Annotated in this window: 18 protein-coding genes; 11 read left to right on the top strand and 7 right to left on the bottom strand. The window is 71.7% G+C overall.

The window, feature by feature from the left end; genetic code table 11:
- Nucleotides 1–83: 83 nt before the first annotated feature.
- The 5 genes from QNO07_RS05945 to QNO07_RS05925 all read right to left on the bottom strand — a co-directional run bounded on the left by QNO07_RS05945 (nt 84) and on the right by QNO07_RS05925 (nt 6727).
- Complete coding sequence (locus QNO07_RS05945; RefSeq protein ID WP_283990482.1) at nt 84–1184, bottom strand: 2-oxoacid:ferredoxin oxidoreductase subunit beta; 1101 nt, start codon at nt 1182–1184, stop codon at nt 84–86.
- Entirely contained in the window at nt 1177–3102 is a 1926-nt protein-coding gene (locus QNO07_RS05940) for a 2-oxoacid:acceptor oxidoreductase subunit alpha (protein WP_502961781.1), read from the bottom strand. The genes QNO07_RS05945 and QNO07_RS05940 overlap by 8 nt, the downstream gene beginning before the upstream one ends.
- Before the next feature lie 195 nt (nt 3103–3297).
- Nucleotides 3298–3951, bottom strand: coding sequence for a response regulator transcription factor (locus QNO07_RS05935; RefSeq protein ID WP_502961787.1), 654 nt, complete (start codon nt 3949–3951; stop codon nt 3298–3300).
- 164 nt (nt 3952–4115) lie between these two features.
- Nucleotides 4116–5435, bottom strand: a complete 1320-nt coding sequence (locus QNO07_RS05930) for a sensor histidine kinase (protein ID WP_283990477.1) — start codon at nt 5433–5435, stop codon at nt 4116–4118.
- A complete protein-coding gene (locus tag QNO07_RS05925; RefSeq protein WP_283990476.1) occupies nt 5432–6727 on the bottom strand; it encodes a sensor histidine kinase in 1296 nt (431 codons plus the stop codon). The genes QNO07_RS05930 and QNO07_RS05925 overlap by 4 nt, the downstream gene beginning before the upstream one ends.
- 416 nt (nt 6728–7143) lie before the next feature.
- Here QNO07_RS05925 and QNO07_RS05920 point away from each other — a divergent pair, with 416 nt between their 5' ends.
- The 5 genes from QNO07_RS05920 (at nt 7144) to QNO07_RS05900 (ending at nt 12056) form a co-directional block, all read left to right on the top strand.
- Nucleotides 7144–7476, top strand: a complete 333-nt coding sequence (locus QNO07_RS05920) for a hypothetical protein (protein ID WP_283990475.1) — start codon at nt 7144–7146, stop codon at nt 7474–7476.
- 18 nt (nt 7477–7494) lie between these two features.
- Nucleotides 7495–7803 (top strand): pore-forming ESAT-6 family protein, encoded by a 309-nt coding sequence (locus QNO07_RS05915; RefSeq protein WP_283990474.1) that lies wholly within the window; start codon nt 7495–7497, stop codon nt 7801–7803.
- Between the two features lie 56 nt (nt 7804–7859).
- Nucleotides 7860–8252 (top strand): DUF6507 family protein, encoded by a 393-nt coding sequence (locus QNO07_RS05910; RefSeq protein WP_283990473.1) that lies wholly within the window; start codon nt 7860–7862, stop codon nt 8250–8252.
- A complete protein-coding gene (locus QNO07_RS05905; protein ID WP_283990472.1) occupies nt 8249–11188 on the top strand; it encodes a hypothetical protein in 2940 nt (979 codons plus the stop codon). The genes QNO07_RS05910 and QNO07_RS05905 overlap by 4 nt, the downstream gene beginning before the upstream one ends.
- Nucleotides 11189–11318: 130 nt before the next feature.
- Nucleotides 11319–12056 (top strand): immunity 49 family protein, encoded by a 738-nt coding sequence (locus tag QNO07_RS05900; protein ID WP_283990471.1) that lies wholly within the window; start codon nt 11319–11321, stop codon nt 12054–12056.
- 82 nt (nt 12057–12138) lie between these two features.
- Here QNO07_RS05900 and QNO07_RS05895 read toward each other — a convergent pair whose 3' ends face one another.
- Together QNO07_RS05895 and QNO07_RS05890 are read right to left on the bottom strand one after the other, a co-directional pair.
- Nucleotides 12139–12732 (bottom strand): hypothetical protein, encoded by a 594-nt coding sequence (locus QNO07_RS05895; protein WP_283990470.1) that lies wholly within the window; start codon nt 12730–12732, stop codon nt 12139–12141.
- A 122-nt stretch (nt 12733–12854) separates the two neighbouring features.
- Nucleotides 12855–13166 (bottom strand): hypothetical protein, encoded by a 312-nt coding sequence (locus QNO07_RS05890; protein ID WP_283990469.1) that lies wholly within the window; start codon nt 13164–13166, stop codon nt 12855–12857.
- Nucleotides 13167–14150: 984 nt separating this feature from the next.
- Here QNO07_RS05890 and QNO07_RS05885 point away from each other — a divergent pair.
- The 6 genes from QNO07_RS05885 (at nt 14151) to QNO07_RS05860 (ending at nt 23553) form a co-directional block, all read left to right on the top strand.
- Complete coding sequence (locus QNO07_RS05885; RefSeq protein ID WP_283990468.1) at nt 14151–15035, top strand: RDD family protein; 885 nt, start codon at nt 14151–14153, stop codon at nt 15033–15035.
- 85 nt (nt 15036–15120) lie between these two features.
- Complete coding sequence (locus tag QNO07_RS05880) at nt 15121–15453, top strand: hypothetical protein (RefSeq protein WP_283990467.1); 333 nt, start codon at nt 15121–15123, stop codon at nt 15451–15453.
- A complete protein-coding gene (gene eccD, locus QNO07_RS05875; RefSeq protein ID WP_283990466.1) occupies nt 15447–16787 on the top strand; it encodes a type VII secretion integral membrane protein EccD in 1341 nt (446 codons plus the stop codon). The genes QNO07_RS05880 and eccD overlap by 7 nt, the downstream gene beginning before the upstream one ends.
- A gap of 8 nt (nt 16788–16795) precedes the next feature.
- Nucleotides 16796–17989, top strand: coding sequence for a CpaE/TadZ family protein (locus QNO07_RS05870; protein WP_283990464.1), 1194 nt, complete (start codon nt 16796–16798; stop codon nt 17987–17989).
- Nucleotides 17990–17996: 7 nt separating this feature from the next.
- Nucleotides 17997–22040 carry a type VII secretion protein EccCa gene (gene eccCa / locus QNO07_RS05865; RefSeq protein WP_283990462.1) on the top strand — a complete coding sequence of 1348 codons (4044 nt, stop codon included), beginning with the start codon at nt 17997–17999 and terminating at the stop codon, nt 22038–22040.
- Between the two features lie 88 nt (nt 22041–22128).
- Nucleotides 22129–23553: a DUF6177 family protein gene (locus tag QNO07_RS05860; protein ID WP_283990461.1), complete on the top strand. Its 1425-nt coding sequence runs from the start codon at nt 22129–22131 to the stop codon at nt 23551–23553.
- The last annotated feature ends 16 nt before the right edge of the window (nt 23554–23569 follow it).

The following is a 23569-nucleotide window of genomic DNA, read 5'->3' as shown; positions in this document are numbered from 1 at the left end:
GCGGCGGCCCGGGACCCGCGTACAAGGGGTCCCGGGCCGCCGCGCTGTGCCGGGTGGGCGTGTGCCGGGTGGGCGTTGCCGGGTCAGCCGGCGACGGTCCAGGTGTCCCTGCCGTGCAGCAGCGCGGACAGGTCGCCCTTGCCGTGCTGCTCGACGGCCGTCTCCAGCTGGTCGGCCATGAGGGTGTCGTAGACCGGCCGGCGGACGTCGCGGAACACGCCGATGGGCGTGTGGTGCAGCGTGTCCGGGTCGGCGAGCCGGGACAGTGCGAAGGCGTTGGTCGGCGACTCGGAGTGGCTGTCGTGGACCAGGATGCCGTCGGTGCCGTGCTCGGCGACCTCCACGATGCGCAGGTCGCCGGTGGCCTGGTCGCGGACGACGCCCTTGGAGCCGAGCCCGTCCTCGGCGGGCACGCCGAAGCGGATCGGCGCTCCGTGCTCCAGCCGGATCACGGCCTCCTGGGCCTGCTGCTTGTCCTTCAGCACCTCGAAGGCGCCGTCGTTGAAGATGTTGCAGTTCTGGTAGATCTCCACCAGTGCCGTACCGGGGTGGTCCGCCGCCTGACGCAGCACCTCGGTGAGGTGCTTGCGGTCGGAGTCGACCGTCCGCGCCACGAAGCCGGCCTCGGCGCCGAGCGCCAGCGACACCGGGTTGAAGGGCGCGTCCAGCGAGCCCATCGGCGTGGACTTGGTGATCTTGCCGGCCTCGGAGGTCGGCGAGTACTGGCCCTTGGTGAGACCGTAGATCCGGTTGTTGAACAGCAGGATCTTCAGGTTGACGTTGCGGCGCAGCGCGTGGATCAGGTGGTTGCCGCCGATGGACAGCGCGTCGCCGTCCCCGGTGACGACCCACACCGACAGGTCGCGCCGGGCGGTCGACAGGCCGGTGGCGATGGCCGGTGCGCGGCCGTGGATGGAGTGCATCCCGTAGGTGTTCATGTAGTACGGGAAGCGGGAGGAGCAGCCGATGCCGGAGACGAAGACGACGTTCTCCTTCGCCAGGCCCAGCTCCGGCATGAAGCCCTGCACGGCGGCGAGCACGGCGTAGTCGCCGCAGCCCGGGCACCAGCGGACCTCCTGGTCGGACTTGAAGTCCTTGGCGCTCTGCGGGGCGTCGGCCTTGGGTACCAGCGACAGCGCGTCGGTCGGCTGCCGCTGGATTCCCCCGATAAGAACCTCAGCCATGGTCGATGGCCTCCTTGAGGACGTTGGCCAACTGCTCCGCCTTGAAGGGCAGACCGGTGACCTGCGTGAAGGACCGCGCGTCGACAAGGTACTTGGCGCGCAGCAGAGTGGCGAGCTGTCCGAGGTTCATCTCGGGCACGATCACCTTGTCGTACGAACGCAGTACCTCGCCGAGGTTGGCGGGGAACGGGTTGAGATGCCGCAGGTGGGCCTGGGCGACCACGCCTCCGGCGGCGCGCACCCGGCGCACCCCCGCGGTGATCGGCCCGTACGTCGAACCCCAGCCCAGGACGAGCACGCGGGCGTCGCCGCCGGGGTCGTCCACCACCAGGTCGGGCACCTCGATGCCGTCGATCTTGGCCTGGCGGGTGTGCACCATGAACTCGTGGTTCGCAGGGTCGTACGAGATGTTGCCTGTGCCGTCCTGCTTCTCGATGCCGCCGATGCGGTGTTCCAGGCCCGGCGTGCCCGGCACGGCCCACGGGCGGGCGAGCGTGCGCTCGTCGCGCTTGTAGGGCCAGAACTCCTCGGTGCCGTCGTCCTTGACGTGGTTGGGCGACGTGGCGAACTGGACCCGCAGGTCGGGCAGTTCGTCGATGTCGGGGACGCGCCACGGCTCGGACCCGTTGGCGAGGTAGCCGTCGGAGAGCAGGAAGACCGGCGTGCGGTAGGCCAGCGCGATGCGTGCGGCCTCCAGCGTCGCGTCGAAGCAGTCGCCCGGGGTGGCCGGTGCCACGATCGGCACCGGCGCCTCGCCGTTGCGCCCGTACATCGCCTGGAGCAGGTCGGCCTGCTCGGTCTTGGTGGGCAGACCGGTCGACGGGCCGCCGCGCTGGATGTCGACGATCAGCAGCGGCAGCTCCAGGGAGACGGCCAGCCCGATCGTCTCCGACTTCAGCGCCACGCCGGGACCGGAGGTGGTGGTCACCGCGAGCGAACCGCCGAAGGCCGCGCCCAGCGCGGCGCCGATGCCGGCGATCTCGTCCTCGGCCTGGAAGGTCCGCACGCCGAAGTTCTTGTGCTTGGCCAGCTCGTGCAGGATGTCCGAGGCCGGGGTGATCGGGTACGAGCCGAGGTACAGCGGCAGGTCCGCCTGCTGAGACGCGGCGACCAGTCCGTAGGACAGGGCCAGGTTGCCCGAGATGTTGCGGTACGTCCCGGCCGGGAACGCCTTGGACGCCGGCGCGACCTCGTAGGAGACCGCGAAGTCCTCGGTCGTCTCGCCGAAGTTCCAGCCCGCCCGGAAGGCGGTGACGTTCGCCTCGGCGATCTGCGGCTTCTTCGCGAACTTGGCGCGCAGGAAGGACTCGGTGTTCTCCGTGGGCCGGTTGTACATCCACGACAGCAGGCCCAGCGCGAACATGTTCTTCGACCGGCCCGCCTCCTTCCGGCCCAGCTCGTAGTCCTTCAGCGCCTCGACCGTGAGGGTGGTCAGCGGTACCGGGTGCACGGAGTACGCGTCCAGCGAGCCGTCCTCCAGCGGGCTGGTCGCGTAACCGACCTTCGCCATCGCCCGCTTGGTGAACTCGTCGGTGTTGATGATGACCTCGGCGCCGCGCGGCACGTCGGCGATGTTCGCCTTCAGCGCCGCCGGGTTCATCGCGACCAGGACGTTCGGCGCGTCACCCGGGGTGAGGATGTCGTGGTCGGCGAAGTGCAGCTGGAACGACGACACGCCGGGCAGCGTGCCGGCGGGTGCGCGGATCTCGGCGGGGAAGTTCGGCAGCGTGGAGAGGTCGTTCCCGAAGGACGCCGTCTCCGAGGTGAAACGATCACCCGTGAGCTGCATGCCGTCCCCGGAGTCCCCCGCGAACCGGATGATCACCCGGTCCAGGCGCCTGACTTCCTTGGCGCGGTCGTGGCTGACCTGACTGGTCACGTGCAAAGACCTCCCTCGAGGCGGCGGCTCACTGTCCATCGTACGTGGGTAAGGTTTGCCTTCCTGGAGGCGATCATATGGTGGACACCGCCGTGAGACGCCGTTTCACCCGGATCTGACCGGCTTCTGCCCGAGTCCTGACATGCCGGCCGACCCCCACCTCGCCCTCCACCACCCTCGCCCCCGTCACCCTGACGGCCCACGATGGAGGCTCACTTCATTGTCGGACGAGCGTCACGACTTCAGATAGGTGAGAACTGCCAGCACCCGACGGTGATCTCCGTCACTCTGCGACAGGCCCAGCTTCATGAAGATGTTGCTGATGTGCTTCTCCACCGCGCCGTCGCTCACCACCAGCTGCTTGGCGACCGCCGAGTTGGTGCGGCCCTCCGCCATCAGCCCCAGCACCTCGCGCTCCCGCGGCGTCAGCCTGGCCAGCACGTCCTGCTTGCGGCTGCGGCCCAGCAGCTGCGCGACGACCTCGGGGTCCAGCGCCGTGCCGCCCCGGGCGACCCGGCTCACCGCGTCGACGAAGTCCCGCACGTCGGCCACCCGGTCCTTCAGCAGGTAGCCCACGCCGTGGCTGGAGCCGGCCAGCAGCTCCGTCGCGTACTGCTCCTCCACGTACTGCGACAGCACCAGCACCCCGACCTGCGGATACCGCGCGCGCAGCCGGACCGCCGCCCGCACCCCCTCGTCGGTGTGCGTCGGCGGCATGCGCACGTCGGCCACCACCACGTCGGGCAGCTCCCCGGCCGCGCCCAGCTCACCGACCACCCGCACCAGGGCGTCGCCGTCGCCGACGCCCGCCACCACCTCGTGGCCGCGGTCGGTCAGCAGCCGCGTCAGGCCCTCCCGCAGCAGCACCGAGTCCTCGGCGATGACCACCCGGACCCTGTCCACCTCGACCACCCGTTCCCCCGTCCCCGCTTCCGGCACCTGCCGTGCCCTGTCCCTGAGCTAGCCGCCCAGCATTCCAGACCGGCGGCCCCCCGGAGCCCCGACGGTCCGCGCACCGGACGCGTGCCCGCTGCGGCCGGCTGCCGGGCCCGTCATGGGGTTTCCTCGGGCAGCGGGTTCGTGGGGGTCTTGGTGCGGTCGCGCCAGGGGAGGCCGGCGGTGATGGTGGTGGGTCCTCCGGGTGGGCTGTGGATGAGGAGGTGGCCGTCGACGGAGTCGAGGCGTTCGGCGAGTCCGGCGAGTCCGGTGCCGTGGTGGGCGGTTGCGCCGCCTTGGCCGTTGTCGGTGACTTGGAGGAGGAGTCGGTTGTCGGTGCGCCACAGGTCGAGGGTGGCGTGGTGGGCGTTGGCGTGTTTGCTGATGTTCTGGAGGAGTTCGGAGGCGGTGAAGTAGGTGATGGATTCGATGGCGGGTGCGGGGCGGGTGGTGGTGTCGACGGTGACGGTGACGGGGATGGTGCAGCGGGCGGCGAGGGAGGACAGTGCGGCGTCGAGTCCGCGGTCGGTGAGGATGGCGGGGTGGATGCCGCGGGCGAGGTCGCGGAGTTCGGTGAGGGCGGCTTTGACTTCGCCGTGGGCTTCGTCGACCATGCGGGCGGCTGCTTCGGGGTCTTCGGTGAGTTTCTCCTTGGCGAGGCCGAGGTCCATGGCGAGGGCGACGAGTCGGGCTTGTGCGCCGTCGTGGAGGTCGCGTTCGATGCGGCGCAGGTCCGCGCTGGCGGTGTCCGTCACCGTCACCCGATCCGACTCCAACTCCCACATGCGTGCCGCCAGCCGGGAGGGGCCCAGCAGCCCGCTGACCATCAGCCGGTCCACGGCCGTCAGGGCCCGGAACCACCACGGCGTGCCCAGCACCAGCAGCAGGCCTGCCAGCGACGTCAGCGCGATCTCCGGCGGCGAGTCCAGCCAGACGCCGTTGCCCTCCCCGTCGCCGTAGAGCTGCAGGCCGGGCTGGTCGGTCCAGGTCGGGAACACCCAGAACCACAGCGGATAGGTCAGCATCGACCAGCCGCACGTCCACAGCACCAGTCCCGAGACGAACGAGAACAGCGCCCACGGGAAGTAGACGATCCCGTACAGCAGGTGCCGCCAGGAGGCGCCGTTCTTGAGCACCGCGCCGATCCTCGCCATCGGCCCGCTGCCGCCGGCCGACAGGCCGACGGGCTCCGGCTCGGCGACGTCCAGCCCCAGCAGCGCCCGGGCCCTGGCCCGTTCCAGCTGCCCCAGCGCGCGGGCGGTGAGCAGGGTGAAGGCGAGCAGCGGCACCCCGACGAAGGTCACCAGCAGGCCCGCGCTGGCCGAGAAGAGGGTGATCAGCACGCTGAAGGCGGTGACGGCGACGGGCAGGCCGGTCAACAGGTAGCCGAACTCCCGCCAGGTACGCCCCGAGAGCGGGGCACGCAGCAGGTTCATGGGGTTTCCTCGGGCAGCGGGTTCGTGGGGGTCTTGGTGCGGTCGCGCCAGGGGAGGCCGGCGGTGATGGTGGTGGGTCCTCCGGGTGGGCTGTGGATGAGGAGGTGGCCGTCGACGGAGTCGAGGCGTTCGGCGAGTCCGGCGAGTCCGGTGCCGTGGTGGGCGGTTGCGCCGCCTTGGCCGTTGTCGGTGACTTGGAGGAGGAGTCGGTTGTCGGTGCGCCACAGGTCGAGGGTGGCGTGGTGGGCGTTGGCGTGTTTGCTGATGTTCTGGAGGAGTTCGGAGGCGGTGAAGTAGGTGATGGATTCGATGGCGGGTGCGGGGCGGGTGGTGGTGTCGACGGTGACGGTGACGGGGATGGTGCAGCGGGCGGCGAGGGAGGACAGTGCGGCGTCGAGTCCGCGGTCGGTGAGGATGGCGGGGTGGATGCCGCGGGCGAGGTCGCGGAGTTCGGTGAGGGCGGCTTTGACTTCGCCGTGGGCTTCGTCGACCATGCGGGCGGCTGCTTCGGGGTCTTCGGTGAGTTTCTCCTTGGCGAGGCCGAGGTCCATGGCGAGGGCGACGAGTCGGGCTTGTGCGCCGTCGTGGAGGTCGCGTTCGATGCGGCGCAGGTCCGCGCTGGCGGTGTCCGTCACCGTCACCCGATCCGACTCCAACTCCGCGATCCGCAACTCCAGTCCGTCGGAGGGGCTGAGCAGCCCGCGCACCATCGCCCGGTCGCCGAGCGTCAGCAGCCGCGCCACCCACGGCAGCAGCGGCCACGCCGCGAACAGCGACACCAGCGCCACCGTGAACGTCAGCACGCCCCACGGGAAGCGCACGAAGCAGTAGAGCGCGTGCCGCCACGCCACCGGGTCGCTCAGCTGCGCCCACAGCCAGCCGAGGAAGCCCGGCTGGGCCGCCCGCAGCGGCGACGGGTCGTCCACCCGGACGTCGAGGAGGAGGCGCGCCCTGGCCCGTTCCAGGGAGCCGAACCAGCGGCAGCCCACCAGGCCGAGCGCCAGCACCGGCAGCCCGACCACGGTGACCGACAGCAGTGCCCCGCAGAAGATCCACACGCAGACGTAGACGAAGCCCAGGAGGTCCATCGGCAGGTTGGCCAGCAGATGGGCGATCTCCTTCCAGGTCACGGCGGAGAGCGCGGCACGCGGCGCGGGCAGCCGCTCGTCCTGGTCGGCGGCGGCGGCGCTCTTGTCGGCCGTGGCCGTGGCGGTGGTGTCGGCTGTGGTGTCGGCTGTGGGGGCGGGACCTGGCGGTTCCGGTGGGTCGGGGAGGTCGGGTCTGGCGCTCATGGTGCTCAGCCTGCCGCGTCCCCGGCCTCCCGGGCCATGGGGGCCGTCGGTGAGCCGAGGTGGGGTTTTCCCTACCCGGGCAGGGACCTGGCGCTTTGGCGGGGACGGAGGCGTGGGCCGGGTGACTCGTGGGACGGGAGGCGGGAGAGGGGAACCGGCGCACGTCCTTCGTACGTCTCTTCGGGTGTGCGGGGGCAGTCCCGGTGCCGGAGGGATCCGTGTGGAATGTGTCTCGGTCCCGGAACGGACGTTGCCTTCGCATCTGTGATGTTGGTACGCATGACAGGTCGTACCGGTGGGCGGCTCGGCGGGGTCGAAGGCCTCACCCGCTCGTCCAACCACCGTGCACGGCAACGGGGAAGCCGGTGCGCCACGCACACCGGGACACCACGAACGGGAGGGCACAGCTCGTGGGAATGAAGTTCGACATGGGGAACCAGGCGCTGACGACGCTGATGAAGCAGTCGCGCGGATCGTCCACCGACCTGGGCACCCTCATCAAGCAACTCGTCGTCGCGGCACAGCCGTTGGAGGGCAAGTTCAACGGCGCCGGCCGGCAGGCCTTCGACGCCTTCAAGGCCAACTCCGACGAGATCACCGCCTCGCTCAACGGCGCGCTCAGCTCGATCCTCGGTGGCCAGTCCGGCATGGAGCAGGCCTTCGGCTCGGGTGAGCAGGAGACCGCGGACAACGCGCGTCAGTCGATGGCGTCGGCCAACTTCGACGCGGCCCGGTTCTCCGGCCGCTGACCTCAAGGGGGAGAAACCATGGCTGGTGAGGACCGCCGCAGCTACGACACCGCGGCCTCCGGTGAGGTGCAGGGCAGCCTGCAGGGCATCATCGGGCAGCTGGAGCAGGTCATCGGCGACCGCGACCGGCAGGTGAAGGCGGCGATGGCCGACTTCCAGGCCGACGGCGTCTCCGAGCAGTACCACGGCGCCGAGCAGCGCTGGAACCGCTCGGCCAACGAGGTGCGGGCCATCATCAAGCTGCTGCGCACCACGCTGGAGAAGAACGACGGCACCGCGCAGCAGACCCTGCAGCGGGCCAAGTCGGCAGTGGACGGAATCGGCTGACCGGTCAGGGCGCCGGAACCGAGGAGGACCCGTTTCGGGGGAAGTGGGGGTAGGCCGTGTCGGGCTGGGATCTCAAGCCTGAGGGGATCAGCGGGGCGCTGGAGAAGACCGCCGAGGTCGCCAGGGGCCTGGAGAAGAAGGTCAAGTCCTACAGCGACAACCTGGAGAGCGCCGCCAAGTCGGCAGGCACGCTCGCCATGGGCGGAGAGCGCCCGGAAGCCGGCCTGGTCGGTGCCGCGCTGGCACAGTTCGCGGAGGGGACGCAGAAGGACCTGCAGTTCGTCGCCGCACGGTCCGGCAAGTCCCTGGAAGGCGCCACCAACGCCACCAAGGCCTACCTGGCCGGTGACCTCGCCATGGCCGAGGAGGCCCAGCGGGAGGCGCTCAAGGCCCCCGACCTCAACCTCGGCAAGGGCGGCAACGGCGGCAACGGAGGACCCGACAAGTGAGCGGCGTCGAGCGGGTGGACCCCTCCGGCATACCGGAGTTCACCGGAAACCTGGAGCAACTGGAGCAGGACGCCTCGGCGTTGAAGGGCGACGCGCGGACCATTCGCAGCACCGGCTCGCGCATCCACACCGACTTCCAGGGCCTCAAGGCGTTCTACGACGCCCCCGAGGCCGACCAGTTGTTCGCCACGACCAAGCCGGTCTCGGACCGGGCCGACGACTTCGCGGACGACCTGGAGAAGGTCGGCACCGCGCTCGACGGTTTCGCGACCGAGGCGCGTCCCATCGTCGCCAAGCTGCGCCGCCTCAAGGGGGAGGCGACGGCGTTCGTCAACTCCATCAAGGACGACGACGACTGGCAGTACGACGGCGACAAGACCGACCGCAACAACGACCTGCTCCAGGACATCTCCACCGCCGTCGCCGAGTTCTGGGCCGCCGAGCGCGCCGCCGCCAACAAGATCACCCGTCTGGTCGGCGGCACCCAGTGGGCGGCGGACGACGGCACCGGCGCCGAGAACATGTACGGCTTCAGCGTCGACGACATGAGGCAGGCCGGGGAGACGCCCTGGGGCAAGGCCGTCGAGGAGAAGCGCCACTGGTACGAGGTGCACCACCACCTCAAGAGCTTCGTGTGGGACGGGTTCATCGTCGACGGCGTCTGGGGCACCCTGGTCGGCCTGGGCGGACTCGTCGGCCTCCAGGGCTGGGACACCTTCAAGGAGTCCTGGAAGGGCCTCGGTCAGCTCGCCACCGGCCTCGCCGTGCTCTCCACCCCCGGTGCCCTGCTCGCCACCCAGTTCCTGCCCGACGGCGCGGTCAAGGACTGGGTCGACGAGAGCATGAACACCACCAAGGAGGTCGGCAAGTCCCTGGTGGCGTGGGACGAGTGGGGCAAGGACCCGGCCCGCGCCGCCGGACTGGTCGTCTTCAACGTCGTCACCACCATCGGCACCGGCGGAGCCGGCCTCGTCGCGAAGACCGGCACGGCCGGGAAGATCGCCAACGCCGCAGGCAAGGTCGGCCACATCGCCGACCCCATGACCTACATCGGCAAGGGCGTCTCCGCCACCCTCGGCGCCCTGCCGAAGATCGGCGACGTGACGGCGGGCCTCAAGGGCCTCACCACCATCAAGGCCATCGAACTGCCCGACGGCCGTCTCGCCCTGCCCGACGGCCAGGTGATCCCGCAGACCGGCCCGCTGCCCGAACTGCCGCCGGGCCGCACCGCCGTGGAGATCCCCGACGGCTCGGTGAAGCTGCCCGACGGCAACCTGCTGACGCCCGACGGCAGCCTGCTCGACCCGGGCGGCCGACCCGTCCAGTCCGGCGACAACGCCATGGTCGAACCGTCCGCGGGCGACCGGGCGGTGCTCGACGGCGGCAACCCGGCAGGCAACCCCGCGGGCGCGGCCGACAACGCTGCGAACCCGGCCGGTGGTCCCGCGAACCCGGCCGGCAACGTGGTCGACAACGCCGCTGTGCGGGAGCCGGAACTGGTGTCGGTCGGCGGCGGCGACCGCGCACCCGGCAGCGCAGCCGGCGACCTCACCCCGGGCGGCCCGGTTCCGGGCCTCGGCGACAACCTGCCCGGCGGCCCTCGCGAGGTCCCCGGCACAACCCCCGGCAGCACCGCGCCGGGGTCCACTGTCCCGGGCAGCACCGTGCCGGGCAGCACCGTGCCCGGAGGCACGGGACCCGGCGGCTTCGGGCCGGACGGGCCGACCGCCGGCTACCGGCAGGACGGCACCGGCGGCGGGCCCAACGGTCCCACCGGCCCGACCGGCGACGGCCTGCCCGGCGGCGCCGCCCGGGAGACCCCGGGCGGCGGCCCGGCGGGCGGCGCAGCCGACAACGCCGGGCGCGGCGGCACGGGCGGTCCTCCCGGCGGCCCCGTGGCGGGCGGCTTCGACGGCCCGCCCTCGGGCGCTCTGCCGGACGGACCCACCGGCGGCCAGGGGCTGTCGGACGGCCCGCCCGGAGCGGGTGCGCTGCCGGACGACCCCGGCGCCGTCCCGGCCGCCGGCCGCACGGCCGACGACGCCTCCCCGCTGCCGACGGACCGCACCGGCATGACCCCGGAGGAGGTCGTCCGCCACCAGCTCGACCTGGCGAACGCCCCGGACGGGAAGTGGTTCGAGCAGTACTACAACAAGGTCGGTCACCGCCGCAGTGTCGAGACGCCGGACGCCTTCGGTGACCTGCTGCCGCAGCTGAGGTGGGACGTCAACGCGCCCGGCGGTCCCCGGTGGATCGCCGCCAGCGACATGCCGCCCGCCTCCCCGCCCCGTTACCTCGACGGCAACGGTGTGCTGGGCGACCGTGCCTCCGTCCGGCCGGAGCACGTGCAGACGCTGGAGGACGCTGCCGCGCGTCGGCAGGAGGCCATCGACGCTGACCAGTTGGCGGAGAAGGACCTCGCGAAGACAAGGGAAGCCCACAAGGCCGACCCGACACCCGAGAACCAGGCAGCGGTCGAACGCGCCGAAGCCGACCACAGCCCGAAGCACAGGGATTCCAACCTCAACAGCGAGAAGCTCGGCGACCTGGCCGCCGAGTACCACGCCATGCCGGACCACTACCCGGACTTCACCCGCGTCGACAACAAGGCCACCGGCAACAACCGCTTCGACCAGATCTGGAAGGGGCCCGACGGGCGTTACGTGGTCGTCGAGGCCAAGGGCTCCACCAAGGCCCAACTGGGCGACCGCAACGGCCTCAACGGCCGCCGCGTAATGCAGGGAACCCGAGAGTACTTCGAGACCATCCTGCAGGAGATGCGTACCAGGACGCGGATCGATGCGGAGGAGGTCGCGCTCGCCAGGGAACTGCGCATCGCTCTTGACAGCGGAAAAGTAGACTACGTCCTGGTCAAGGCCGACCCGAACGGCTCTCGATATGGTGGTTACCAGATGAAGCAGTTCAAGATCGATTAAGGGAGTGGTTGTGGAGAGAGTGCCCAGGCATCCCTTTCCCGAAGGAAACCTCAAGGCTGTCGCCGACATTCTGAGTCTGGACGCGAGGGAGAGCATTGACTCCCTCACGGCCCATCCTCGGTCCTTCGGTATGGCGCTTGACTCCAACACTGCTTATCTGGCGGTACGTTGCGCCATCGATCCGCCGGCTGGCGAGTTGGAGACGTGGGAAGCGTGCGTTTCGGTGATGCAGGTGGGTTCTGCCTTGTTCGAAGCGGGGGTACGGGTCGAAGGTTCAGCGGGATGCCGGATCGCTGGGAAGGAGTTGTCCATCCCGGCGACGGGCCCACAGCATTTCACTGACGCCGGAAACTGGCTGACGGCCTACTACCTCGCGCTCATCTGCCGTGAGCAGGGGCGGATGACGCGATTGAGCCACGTTCCCCTGCAACTGCTGCGGGATTCAGGGGCGGTGTACGACGAGTACATCTACCACTGGGTAGACGCGTTGCAGACCTACTGGCAGGAGGGTCCGAACTTCGGCGACAAGTTCACCTCAGCGTTCGAGGGGACGGATCCGGCCAGAGTTCGGGTGGCCAGTCGTGAGCTGATGCTGAAGATTCTGTATCCGCCGCTGAATCTGTTCTATCGGTATTTTCGTCAGGATCACGAGGGTTTCAACGCGGCGCTGAAGCAGGCGTTGGAGCTGCACAAGGAGTACTGGACGGCGGACGAGGAACGGGCAACCAGCTCGGCGGGTGCGATCGCCCTCGGGCCGCTGGCGATGGCGTGTCTGGCGAAGGACGCCGGTTTCCCGATCGAGGTGGAGTCGGAGTACATCCCCAAGCACCTGGTGCAGGGCACCTGGCTGGGGGAGTTCCCAACCTGAGCCGCGCGCCCCGTGGTTGAGCGGGCAAGCCGCCGTTCTCGGCACCGCGGATGTCAGGTCTACAGCCGAGCTTTCGAAACGTTCAGCCGTCTTCTTCTTCCTCGCAGTAGTCCTGGCCGTCGATGAGGGGGATGTCGTCGCCGCAGGCGATGGCGCCCCATTCGAGGTCCAGAGTGTAGGGTTTGCCGTTGGCGCGGTAGTCGATCCACATGTTGTTCATGTAGGCTCCGCGCTTTCCTACCTTGAACTGGACGAAGAGTTCGGTGTATCCGTTCTCGATTTCTACCTGGTCGCAGTTCTGGGTGATCTTCAAGCCCGGCTTCGCCTGAGTGATGGTTCCTGGGAGGCGGCCGTCCTGGGTGTCCGGAAGTCTTCCGACGCTGCTGTACTTCACGTTGTACATGTTGGAATCTTCGTCTTCCCAGCCAGGGCGTAAATCGCTGGGGCGTAGGGTTCGCAGCCTCAGTTCCTTCTTGAGGGGGTTCACCTCTGTTTTCAGGCGAAAATTTTCGATCTCGATGGCGGAGCCGTCGGTGGTGCACAGTTGATGGCCGCCGAAGGCCGCATCCCAGGGTTGGGATTCAGGTGCGTGGGCTGACAGGAGAATTCCGTACGCTTGCGACGAGAGTGGCCCTTCATCCTCTCTGTGCGTCTTTCTGTCCTCGTTGGTCAGCATGCAGGAGGTGAGGAGGAATGCGGTGGTGGCCAGTATCAGTCCCGCTGAGCGGGAGGCCCGCCGGGGGCATGCTCGGGGCATGGGCCGGCGGGCTTCCGTTACGCTTGGCACAGCGCCCTTCCTTAGTTGCGGTACTGCGCGATCTTGCTTGCCTGTCCCGGTTTCTCGTTGTTGCCGCAGAGCATCCTGGTGGACTTGCTGAGGCTGTAGGTGAGCTTCGAGTTGGAGGCGTAGTTGCGGCTGGTGCTGAGATCAATGCCGATGATCTTCTGGATCTTCACGCCAGTGGAGAGCGAGTAGCTCTTACCGCTCGAGCTGGTTCTTGACCAGGTACCGGTCGTCAAGTCGCCGCAGCGCTTGCCGGCGCCCTTTCCCTTGTTCCATTCGGGTCGTTTGCTCAGCTTCTTCTCGGTGGTGACGCCGGTCTCCACCATGGGGCGCCATCTGCGGTAGAGCTCTAGCCGCAAGGGCACATATGGCCCCTCCCGCGATGCTGCGTAAGCCTGTGGTCCTCTGTCTGTTGCTCACGTGGTTCCCCCTGGTCCGGTGTCTGTGTGAGGACACGGCAAGCGGTGCCTACTTCCCCCATGGTCCGCCCCCGTTTTGATTGACGAAACCTAGGGTGTCTGTCTGGTCACGGTCAATATGATGTCGAATACTTGAGGTGAATCTGAGCTACACCGGCTCGATGGAGAGCGCCCTGGGCAGGGCTTGCATCGTGAGGTGCGGTGCATTTCAGGAGGCGCGATGCATTTCAGGAGGTGCAGGACCTCCTCGCAAGGTTGTCGCAACAGGCTGGTGGAAGCTGACCGAGTTCTATTCCGGGGCGGGGCTCTGCCTTTCCAGCAGCTGGTGTTGGTCACCTGGCTGAAAGTCCCCCGTCTGAGCCAGGATCCGACCTCCGCAGGTCCGACCTGGAATCCGCCGCCTCACGCGCCCAGGGCTGTTGCAAAGTCCGTCGGCAGATCGAGTCCCGCCGACCAGATGGATGTTCGGGCAGAGCGTCTCCGCTGACCACAGCCTCCGACGAACGCCGTAGTCCCTGACGGTCCATCACGTCTACGAGGATGCACTGCGAGCTACCCTCGCGCTGACCAGCGCGGATACCGAGAGCACGGGACTTTGCAACAGCCCTGCTCACGCGCCGCAGCGGAGAAGGAAAGCGGAAGTGGCTCGGTCAGGTGCGGTTGGTGGGGAAGGCCTCGGACGGGCGGGCCCGGCTGCGGCACATGGAGTGGATAGGTGTGGCGGAAGGGAGCCCCCCACCCCTGGCGTCCACGGTCAGCTCCGGGCCACTTCTACCTGTTCTCCGTACGCGGTGCGCGGATCGTTGTGGCCGTTTCCTAGAGTAGGCGGGCTCGTGCCGCCGCGAGCCGCGCGTGGACGCAGACCCTGACCGTGGACCTCCAGGAGCGACGTTGACCACCCCGCCCCCGTCTTCACCGCAGCAGCCCGGGGACGGCGAAGTCCCGCCCCCTGCGCAGTCGCCGTCCGCCGAGGCGACACCGGCCGACGCGCCGCCTTCCCCGGCGCTGTACGGCCACCCGCCGCATGCGGCGCCGGGCGCGGCGTATGTGCCGCCTCCGGCCGCCGGGCCGCCGTCGTACGGGCAGCCGGTCGCCTCCGGCCGCTCGCAGGGCGCCAACGCCGCTTACTCACCGCCTGGTTACCAGCAGGGCGCGCCCCAGCCGCCGCACCCGGGGTACGCACAGACGCCGTACCCGCAGGGCCCTCACCCGCCGCAGGCGCAGTACGCGCAAGGGCCTTACCCGCCCGCCGGCGGCTACCAGCCCGGCGGCTACCCGCCCCCCGGGGGCTGGGCCGGGCAGCAGCCGTCACCGGGGTACGGGGTGCCGCCGGTCGGGCCGCCGCCGTGGGCGCTGGCCAACCAGGGGGCCCGGCTCGGCGCCCGGGTCATCGACCTCGTGCTGTGGTACCTCCTGCTCCTCGTCGGGACGGTGCCGCTGTCGATGTGGATCGACGGCACGGACAGTGTGCTGCCCCAGGTGCTGATCGGTGTGTGGATCCCGGTGTCGGCTGCGCTGTACTTCGCGCTGCCGGTGTCCCGGGTCGGCTGGACGCTGGGCAAGCTGATCTGCGGAGTGCGCGTCGCCCGGCCCGCGGACGGTGGGCGGCTCGGGTTCTGGCAGGCGGTCGGACGCGAGCTGTTCTGGCTGCTGACGGTCGGACTGCCGGTCGTCGGCATGCTCAACTCGCTGTGGTGCTGCTGGGACAAACCGTTTCAGCAGTGCCTGCACGACAAGCTGTTCCGGTCGGTCGTGGTGCGCAGGACGCAGGGCTGACCGAACCGGTGTGCGTACCGGGCGGGACCTTGCGGATGCTTGCGTCGTAAGGTGACTCGGGCGCACGCGGGTGGGAGGGGAGCCGATGGCGCGGGACTACGACAGCCAGTTGCTGGAGTCGGTGGCGGTACGCCGCCGACGCCTGCGCGACGCGCTGCTGTTCGGGCCGCAGCGCATCCGCCGCACCCTCGACGAGAGCTTCGGCAAGATCTTCGGCGGAGTCGCGCTGGCCGCGGTGCTGTGCGCGGGCTGCGTGGGCTGGTCCTTCATCTCGGACCGGATGAGCGATGGCGGCTTCTCCTCCCCGAGGCCCCGCAGCGCCGCGCAGCCCGCCCCGGCCCCGCAGGACGAACGGGCGGCGGCGGCGACCGGCACCACGGGCACGACCGGCACATCGGGGGCGATGGCGGCATGGTGACCTCGGCAGGGCAGCGCACCGGGCTCAGCCGGGTGACGCTGGTGGGCGACCGCCGCCGTATCGACCTGGTGCTGCCGGCGGACGAGCCGGTGGGTGAACTCCTGCCGGACATCCTGCGCATGCTCGGCGACCGGGTCGCCGCCAAGCCGATGCTGCGCCGCCTGGTGACACCCGACGGTTCGGTACTGGCCCAGGACGACACGCTCGCCTCGGCGAACATCGCCGACGGCGCCGTGCTGCGCCTGGTGCGCGAGCAGGAGACACCGGCCGCACCCGTGGTGCACGACGTCACCGACGAGGTGGCCGAGGACCTCGACGTGCGCGGCTGGCGCTGGGGTGAGCGGACCCGGGTGTGGACGGCGGGTACCGCCAGCGTGCTGCTGGCACTGGTCACCGCCGTGTGCGCCCGGCTGTGGCTGGACGCCGGCGCGGTGGCCGCGGGCACGGTCGCGGTGGCGGCGGTCGCCGCCGCCTCCGGCGCGCTCGCCGCGCGGCTGCGCCGACGCGAACTGGGCACCGCGCTGCTGCTGCTCGGCGGTGCGCTCGGCGTGCTGGGCGGCTGGACGATCACCGACTCGGCGTCCGCCCGGCTGGCCGCCGTGGGGCTGGCGGTGACGCTGGTCCTGGTGCTGCTCGGCCTGTGCACGGCGGTGGGACGCGGCGGACTGGTGGGGGCGGCGGCGGTGGTCGCGTCGGTCGGCGGCTGGGAGCTGGCACGGGCGCTCACCGCGCCCGAACGGGCCGCGGTCGCCGTGGGTGTGGCCTCGGTGCTGGCCCTGGGCGTGCTGCCGCGACTCGCCCTGATGGGGGCGGGGCTGACCCGCCTGGACGACCAGCGGGCCGGTGGCGCCTCGGTCAGCCGGCACCGCGTGGACCTGGCGCTGAGCGCCACCCACCGTGGACTGGCGCTGGCGACGGTGGTGACGGCGGCGTCCGCCGCGGCGGCGGGCTGGCTCGCCGTCGGAGAAGGGGAGCGGCTCACGCCGTGGACGGTGGCGGTGACGTCGCTGATCGCCGTGGTGCTGTTCTCCAGGTCGCGTGCCTACCCGCTCGCGGTGGAGGTGGTGGCGCTCCAGGCGGCCGGCGCGCTGCTCGTGGTGCGGCTGCTGGTGCTGTGGGCCGGGCAGGACGGCACCGGCCCCGCGCCGGTGCTCACGCTGCTCGCCGTGGTGGCGCTGCTGCCGCTGGTGGTGCTCGTCGTACGCCCGCCGGACCATGTCCGGGTGCGGTTGCGGCGGTTGATGAACCTGGTCGAGTCGATCAGCGTGGTCGTCCTGATACCGGTCGCGCTCGGCGCGTTCGGTGTCTACGGGCGCCTGCTGAACACGTTCTGAGAGGGCCTATGTCGGCGCAGGGGGACTGGCAGCACGAGGTGTTCCGCGAGCTGGGCGGCACAGGCGGCCCGGGCGGCCCACCCGCGCCCGGCGGCGCCCCAGCGCCCGCGCCCGGCGGCGCCCCCGCGGCCCCCGTCGCGGAACCCGCAGCAGGCGCCCCCGTCGCGGAACCCGCAGCAGCCGCCCCCACCCCCGTCCCGCCGCGCGCTCCGGCGCAGCTGCCGGCGGACCTGGGGGCCGCCGCGCGGGCACGCACGCGGCCCGGGCCGCCGCCCAGCCCGGTGCCGGTCCCGGTGCTCGCGCCGGAGCTGGCCGCGGCGCAGGGCCGGCCGCGGCACGGCGACTCCGTCGCCCGGCGGGCCGGGCTGCTGCTGCGGCGCCTGGTGGCGTCCGCCGCCCACGACGCGGCGACGGCCACCGAGACCGCGCAGGCCATCCAGCAGACGGTGACCACCGGACGGCAGATCGCCGTCACCAGCATCCGCGGCGGGTCCGGCAAGTCGACCGTCGCCGCGCTGCTGTCGCTGACGTACGCGCACTACCGCACCGACCCGGTGCTGACGGTGGAGGCCGATCCGGCGCTGGGCACGCTGCCCCGGCGCCTGGGCGCGACCGAGGTGCGCTGGTCCTGCGCCGACCTGGCCCGCATCGTCGACCCGTCGATGAAGATCACCGAGCTGACCGGCTACCTGCTGCCCTACGCGGGAGGCGGCTGGCTGCTGCCCGGCAGCCAGGGCTCGGTCGGCGCGCAACTGGACGTCGACACCTACCGCATCGTGATGACGTCGCTGCGCCGCTGCTTCGGCACCACCGTCGTGGACTGCGAGACGCTGCCCGCCGAGGTCGCAAGGACGGCGCTGACCACCACCCAGGCGCGGGTCCTGGTCAGCCCGGCGACAGTGGAGGGCGTCGCCGCGACCCGGACCGTGCTCGACTGGCTGGGCGGGCTGCACCGCAGCATGCTGCCGACGACCGTGGTCGCCCTGACCCGCACCGCGCCCGACACCGGCCTCGACCTCAAGGCCGCCGCCGCCTGCCTGGAGGCCGGCGGCGCCCGCGTGCAGGTGCTGCCCTACGACCGGCACCTCGCCGCAGGCGGGGAGATACGCACCGACCTGCTCGGGCAGGCCACCCGGGAGGCGGCTGCGGCACTCGCCGCCGCCGCCATGGACCGTGCGGTCTCCCGTACCCGGCGGCGATGAGCCCGCGATGAGCACCCGCGTCGTCCACCGTCCCGCCCGCACCACCCGCCCGCTGCCCGCACCTGCCGAGCGGTTCGTCGAGCCGCCGCCCAACCTGCCGGACGGCAAGGGCGGTTCGGCCGCGACCTCGCTGCTGCCGATGGCCGGGGTGATGGGCTCGGTGGTGATGATGACCGTCATCCGCAGCAGCCAGTTCGCCGCCATCGGCGCGGTGGTGCTCGTCGTCGCCGTCATCGGCGGCGTGCTGCTGCTGTTCTCGCAGCGCGGCCGGGCCCAGCGCACCCGCCGCACGCAGCGCGAACGCTACCTGGAGTACCTGGAGGAGCTGCGCGAGGAGCTGAGCGCGGAGGACCGCGAGCGCCGGGCCGCCGCCCGGGTGCTCGCCCCGCCGCCGGAGGCGCTGCACGACCTGGTCGGCGATCCGGCCCGGCTGTGGGAACGCCGCCGCCTGGACCGGGACTTCCTCGACATGCGCGTCGGCACCGGCGAGACCCCGGTGCGCACCCTGACCATGGAACGCCAGAGCGGCACCGTGCTCACCCCGCCCGACCGGTTCATGCTCAACGAGGCCGCCGGCCTCCAGGACCGGTTCGCCACCGCGCCCGACATGCCGCTGACCGTGCCCCTGGACCGGGCCGGCAACGTCACCGTGATCGGCTCCCGCGCGCACGTGCTTCGCGCGGTCCGCGCCCTGGCGGTGAACGCGGCGGTCTGCCACGCCCCCGACGACCTGGCGTTCGCGCTGTCCGCCGCCGAGGAGCGGCTGGCGGACTGGGAGTGGGCCAAGTGGCTGCCGCACGTGCTGGACCCGCAGGAGTGGGACGGTCCGGTCAGCGCCCGCCGCATCGCGCCAGGGCCGGGGGCGCTGTCGGCGGCGCTCGCCGGGGAGCTGCGCGCCCGGGCCGCCTACGCGGCCGAGGTGCGGCGCGGGCTCGCAGGACGGGAGGCGCTGCGGCTGGGCAAGCGGCTGCTGGTGCTCAGCGACGGCCACGGCGAACCGGCGCACGAACCGGTGCGGCCCGACGAGGCCGTGCCGTTGGCCGACATGGGCGTCACCGTGCTGCACCTGCTGTCCCGGCGCATCGACGAGCCGGGGCAGGTGTCGGTGCGCATCACCGTCGACGACGACGGCCACGGCGTCACCGTCGAGGACCTGCGCGGCGAGGAGCCCGTCGTGGTCCGCGGCACGCTGGACGAGGTGACGCCCGCAGGCGCGCTCGGCATCGCCCGCAGCCTCGCCCCGCTGCGGCTGTCCCCGGAGTCCGCCGCGTCCGGCGCGCCGCTGTCAGGGCCGGTCGACTTCACCGAGCTGATGGGCATCGAGGACCCCGCCGACCTGGACGTCGACCGGATGTGGGCGCCGCGCGGCGACCAGGCGTTCCTGCGGGTCCCCATCGGGCTGGGCGACAACCACGAGCCGGTGCTGCTCGACCTCAAGGAGTCCGCCGAACTCGGCATGGGACCGCACGGGTTGTGTGTCGGCGCGACCGGGTCCGGTAAGAGCGAGCTGCTGCGCACACTCGTCCTGGCGCTCGTCGCCACCCATCCGCCGGAGGACCTCGCGATGGTGCTCGTCGACTACAAGGGCGGCGCCACCTTCGCGCCCTTCGCGTCGCTGCCGCACGTCGCCGGCATCATCACCAACCTGGAGAACCGCGCCGGGCTCGTCGAGCGGGTGCACTCCTCGCTGGCCGGCGAGGTCAAGCGCCGCCAGCAGGTGCTGAAGGACGCCGGCAACATCGCCGACATCTCCACCTACGCCGCCACCCGCGCCCAGCGCCCCGAACTCGCCCCGCTGCCGCACCTGTTCGTCGTCATCGACGAGTTCGGCGAACTGCTCACCGCCAAGCCGGACTTCATCGACCTGTTCCTGTCGATCGGCCGCATCGGCCGGTCCATCGGCGTGCACCTGCTGCTGTCCAGCCAGCGCATCGAGGGCGGCAAGCTCAAGGGTCTGGACACCTACCTCTCCTATCGGCTGGGGCTGCGCACCTTCTCCCCGGACGAGTCCCGCACCGTGCTGGACACTCCCGACGCCTTCCACCTGCCGCCGATCCCCGGCTTCGGCTACCTCAAGGTCGACACCAGCGCCTACGAGCGGTTCAAGGCCAGCTACGTCTCCGGCCCGCACACCGGGCCCGCCCGGCGCGGCACCGACGACGACGAGCGGCCCGCGGTGCTGCCCTACCCGGCCTACAACACGCTCGACGACACCGACGGCGGTGCCACCGACGGCAACGCCGACGGGCAGTCCGCCTCGCCCGCCCCGGCCCGCCGCACCGTCGGCCCCACCCTGCTGTCCACGCTGGTCGACCGGCTGGCCGGTGCCGCCACCCCGGTGCCGCAGATCTGGCTGCCGCCGCTGCCGGAGGCGCTGCCGCTCGACGCCGTCGGCGGACCCGTGCAGGCCGGGCGGCGCGGCATGCAGCTCACCCACCGCCCCGCCGGGCCCATGCGGGTGCCGCTGGGCCTGCTGGACGACCCCGCCCGCCAGTGGCAGGGCCAGTGGCTGCTGGACCTGACGTCGGCGGGCGGCCACGCCGCCGTCATCGGCGGCCCGCAGTCCGGCAAGACGACGCTGCTGCGCACCCTGATGCTGTCGCTGGCGCTCACCCACACCCCGCAGGAGGTCGGCGTCTACGGCCTGGACCTGGTGGGCGGCGGCCTGCAGACGATGGCCGGCCTGCCGCACGTCGGCGGCGTCGCCGGGCGCGCGGACCGGGAACGGGCGATGCGCACCGTCGAGGAGGTGCGCAGCATGCTCACCGCCCGCGAGGAGGTCTTCCGCGAGCACGGCATCGACTCCGTGGAGCAGCTGCGCCGCATGCGGGCCGACGGGAAGCTGCCCCAACTGGGCTGCACCGACGTGGTGCTGGTCATCGACGGCTTCGGTGAACTGCGCGACGACTTCGAGGAGCTGGACGAGGCCGTCACCGACCTGCTCAAGCGCGGCGGCGGCTACGGCATCCACGTCGTCGCGGCGATGCTGCGCTGGAACGACGTGCGCATCGCCGCCCAGTCGGCGTTCGGCACCCGCATCGAGCTGCGGCTCAACGACCCCGGCGACAGCAGCGTCAACCGGCGGCTCGCCGAGACGCTCGCCGCCGACGAGCCGGGCCGGGCGCTGACCGCGGCGAAGCTGTTCGCCCACACCGCGCTGCCCCGCATCGACTCACTCGCGTCCGCCGACGACCTGGGCGCCGCCGCCGAGCAGGCCGTGCGCACGGTCCGCGCGGCCTGGTCGGGGGAGCCCGCGCCGCCGGTGCGGGTGCTGCCCGCCCGGCTCAGCCCGCGCCGGCTGCCGTCCGCCGAGGACGAGCCGCGCCGGGTGCCGATCGGCCTTGACCAGGGCGCGCTGGAACCCGTCATGCTCGACCTGTTCCGGCACGACCAGCACCTGGTGGTGTTCGGCGACAGCGAGTGCGGCAAGACGAACCTGCTGCGGCTGGTCGCCCGCGGCCTGATGGCGCGCTACGACGACGAGGAGCTGGTGTTCGCCGTCATGGACCCGCGGCGCGGCCTGCACAGCCTGGTGCCGGAGGAGTACCGCGGCGGGTACGCGCACAATCCGAAGCTGGCGTTCGGGCTGGCCGGGGCGATCTCCACCGAGCTGGAGAAGCGCATGCCGGACGACTCCGTCGCGCCGGAGGTCCTCGCCGCGGGTGGCTCCGCGCCCACCGGGCCGCGCATCGTGGTGCTCGTCGACGACTACGACGTCCTGGCGTCCGCAGGGCAGCAGCCGCTGGAGCCGTTCCTGCCCTACCTGCCGTCCGCACCGGACATCGGCCTGCACTTCGTGCTCACCCGGCGCGTCGCGGGGGCGTCCCGGGCGCTGTACGAGCCGTTCCTGATGACGCTGCGGGAGAGCGGCACGGCGGCGCTGGTGATGACCGGGGACCGCACCGAGGGCCAGCTCTTCCCCGGCGTGCACGCGGCGGCCCGGCCCACCGGCCGCGGCACGTTCGTGCGGCGCGGCGAACCGAACCGCCTGGTGCAGACCGCGCTCGACGACAGCTCACCGCCCGCCGCCCCCGACCACCGCAGCCGGTGACGGGTGTGACGGGCGTGACGTGCACGCCGTGCACGCACACCGTGCACAGGGCGGTCCATGAAGAACCCGGGGGAGGAGTGACCACCGCATGACGCAGGACGTGATCGCGCTGACCGAGCGCATGCCGGACGCGTGGAGCCTGGTCGCCGGGCTGATGTCCGGCGGGCCCGAGACCCGCCTGGACACCGCCGGTGACGGCGCGGTCCTGCAACTGTGCGACGCCGACGGCCGGCCGCTGGCCTCGGTGGAGGCGCCCATGCTGGTCAAGGTGCCCGGCGAGGTCCGCCGGCTGCTGGGCACCGACGTGGACGGGCCGGTGTGGTGGACGGAGGTCCGCGCCGCCACCGCCGCCCGCAACGCGGGACGGCTCGCAGGCACCGTCGCCGGGCGGCTCGCCGCCCAGCTCGGCGGCGTGGTCTGGCCCGCGGACGCCGCCCCCGGAGGCGGCGTGTCCGAACCGGTCGCCGAGGTCGACTCCGTCACGGCCCCGGCCGCCGCGCAACCGGCCGTCGACGTGCTCTCCGAAAGCTCCGCCGTCGTCATCCAGGACCGTCCGGTCGTCGCCATGACGGCCTGGCTGTCGGACGCGCTGCGCGCCGCCGCCGCCAGCGGACGCGGCCTGCAGATCGTCACCCCGCGCACGTCCCGGCTGACGCTCCCCACCCGCGCCGCGCTGTCCGGGCTGCCCAACCGCTGGGTCGTCAACGACGGCGAGGGCGGCTACTACGACGGCCTGTCCGGTGCCGAACTGCGCTGGCAGGACGGCACCTTCGCCAGCACCGGCAGCCCCGCAGCGGCCTTCACCGAGCACGCCCGCAGCACCGGCAGCCTCACCGCCGGCGGCGAACGGCAGCTCGCCGTGACGATCCGCACCCGGCAGCCCGCCGACCGGGACCTGCTGCTCGGCGGCGCGCTGGAGACGCTGTGGTGGCGGCTGGCCGGAAGCACCCCGGGCGGCTGGGGCACCGGCGAGCCGGCCTGCCTGACCTGGTCGCGGCACGAACTGACCGAGTACACCCGCGAACGCGCCCCGCAGGCGACCTGGCTGGTCGTCGTCGGGCGCCCCGACCGCCCGGCGCTCGCCACCGTCCGGGTGTCCCGCACCACCGGCGGCGTCGAGGAGGACATCACCTTCGCCATGGGCCTGCGCCCCGGCGAGGACGACCCGGCCGACGAGGAACTGCGCGCCCTGGCCGCCCGGCTGGTCGCCGAGCACGGCCTGGTCACCATGCTCGTCCAGCGCCGCGAGGCCCGCGCCGACCTGACGTTCCACCCGCAGGTGGAGATGCCGCCGACGCCGGTGGCGTTCACGCTGGGCAGCGGGGACGTGCGCGGCATCGGCGTCACCCGCGCCCGGCGCCCCCCGCTGCCGGACCGGCCCGTCCAGCTCGGCCCGCTGCACGAGGCCGGGTTCCACTACCCGCTGCGGGAGGCCGGCTGGGACGGGTTCCGCAAGCTCGTGGAGCATCTGCGCACCGAGGACGAAACGGGGACAACCAGCCCGACCCGGTGACGGGCTACTGCCGTCA

Source organism: Streptomyces sp. 549 (genome assembly GCF_030124175.1).
GTDB lineage: Bacteria > Actinomycetota > Actinomycetes > Streptomycetales > Streptomycetaceae > Streptomyces.
This window is presented reverse-complemented; position numbering and strand designations above follow the sequence as displayed.

Coding starts and splice junctions, on each gene's coding strand:
- QNO07_RS05945 (WP_283990482.1), bottom strand. CDS start 1,184: ATGGCTGAGGTTCTTATCGGGGGAATCCAGCGGCAGCCGACCGACGCG.
- QNO07_RS05940 (WP_502961781.1), bottom strand. CDS start 3,102: ATGGACAGTGAGCCGCCGCCTCGAGGGAGGTCTTTGCACGTGACCAGT.
- QNO07_RS05930 (WP_283990477.1), bottom strand. CDS start 5,435: ATGAACCTGCTGCGTGCCCCGCTCTCGGGGCGTACCTGGCGGGAGTTC.
- QNO07_RS05925 (WP_283990476.1), bottom strand. CDS start 6,727: ATGAGCGCCAGACCCGACCTCCCCGACCCACCGGAACCGCCAGGTCCC.
- QNO07_RS05920 (WP_283990475.1), top strand. CDS start 7,144: ATGAAGTTCGACATGGGGAACCAGGCGCTGACGACGCTGATGAAGCAG.
- QNO07_RS05915 (WP_283990474.1), top strand. CDS start 7,495: ATGGCTGGTGAGGACCGCCGCAGCTACGACACCGCGGCCTCCGGTGAG.
- QNO07_RS05900 (WP_283990471.1), top strand. CDS start 11,319: ATGGCGCTTGACTCCAACACTGCTTATCTGGCGGTACGTTGCGCCATC.
- QNO07_RS05895 (WP_283990470.1), bottom strand. CDS start 12,732: ATGCTGACCAACGAGGACAGAAAGACGCACAGAGAGGATGAAGGGCCA.
- QNO07_RS05890 (WP_283990469.1), bottom strand. CDS start 13,166: ATGGTGGAGACCGGCGTCACCACCGAGAAGAAGCTGAGCAAACGACCC.
- QNO07_RS05880 (WP_283990467.1), top strand. CDS start 15,121: ATGGCGCGGGACTACGACAGCCAGTTGCTGGAGTCGGTGGCGGTACGC.
- eccD (WP_283990466.1), top strand. CDS start 15,447: ATGGTGACCTCGGCAGGGCAGCGCACCGGGCTCAGCCGGGTGACGCTG.
- QNO07_RS05870 (WP_283990464.1), top strand. CDS start 16,796: ATGTCGGCGCAGGGGGACTGGCAGCACGAGGTGTTCCGCGAGCTGGGC.
- eccCa (WP_283990462.1), top strand. CDS start 17,997: ATGAGCACCCGCGTCGTCCACCGTCCCGCCCGCACCACCCGCCCGCTG.
- QNO07_RS05860 (WP_283990461.1), top strand. CDS start 22,129: ATGACGCAGGACGTGATCGCGCTGACCGAGCGCATGCCGGACGCGTGG.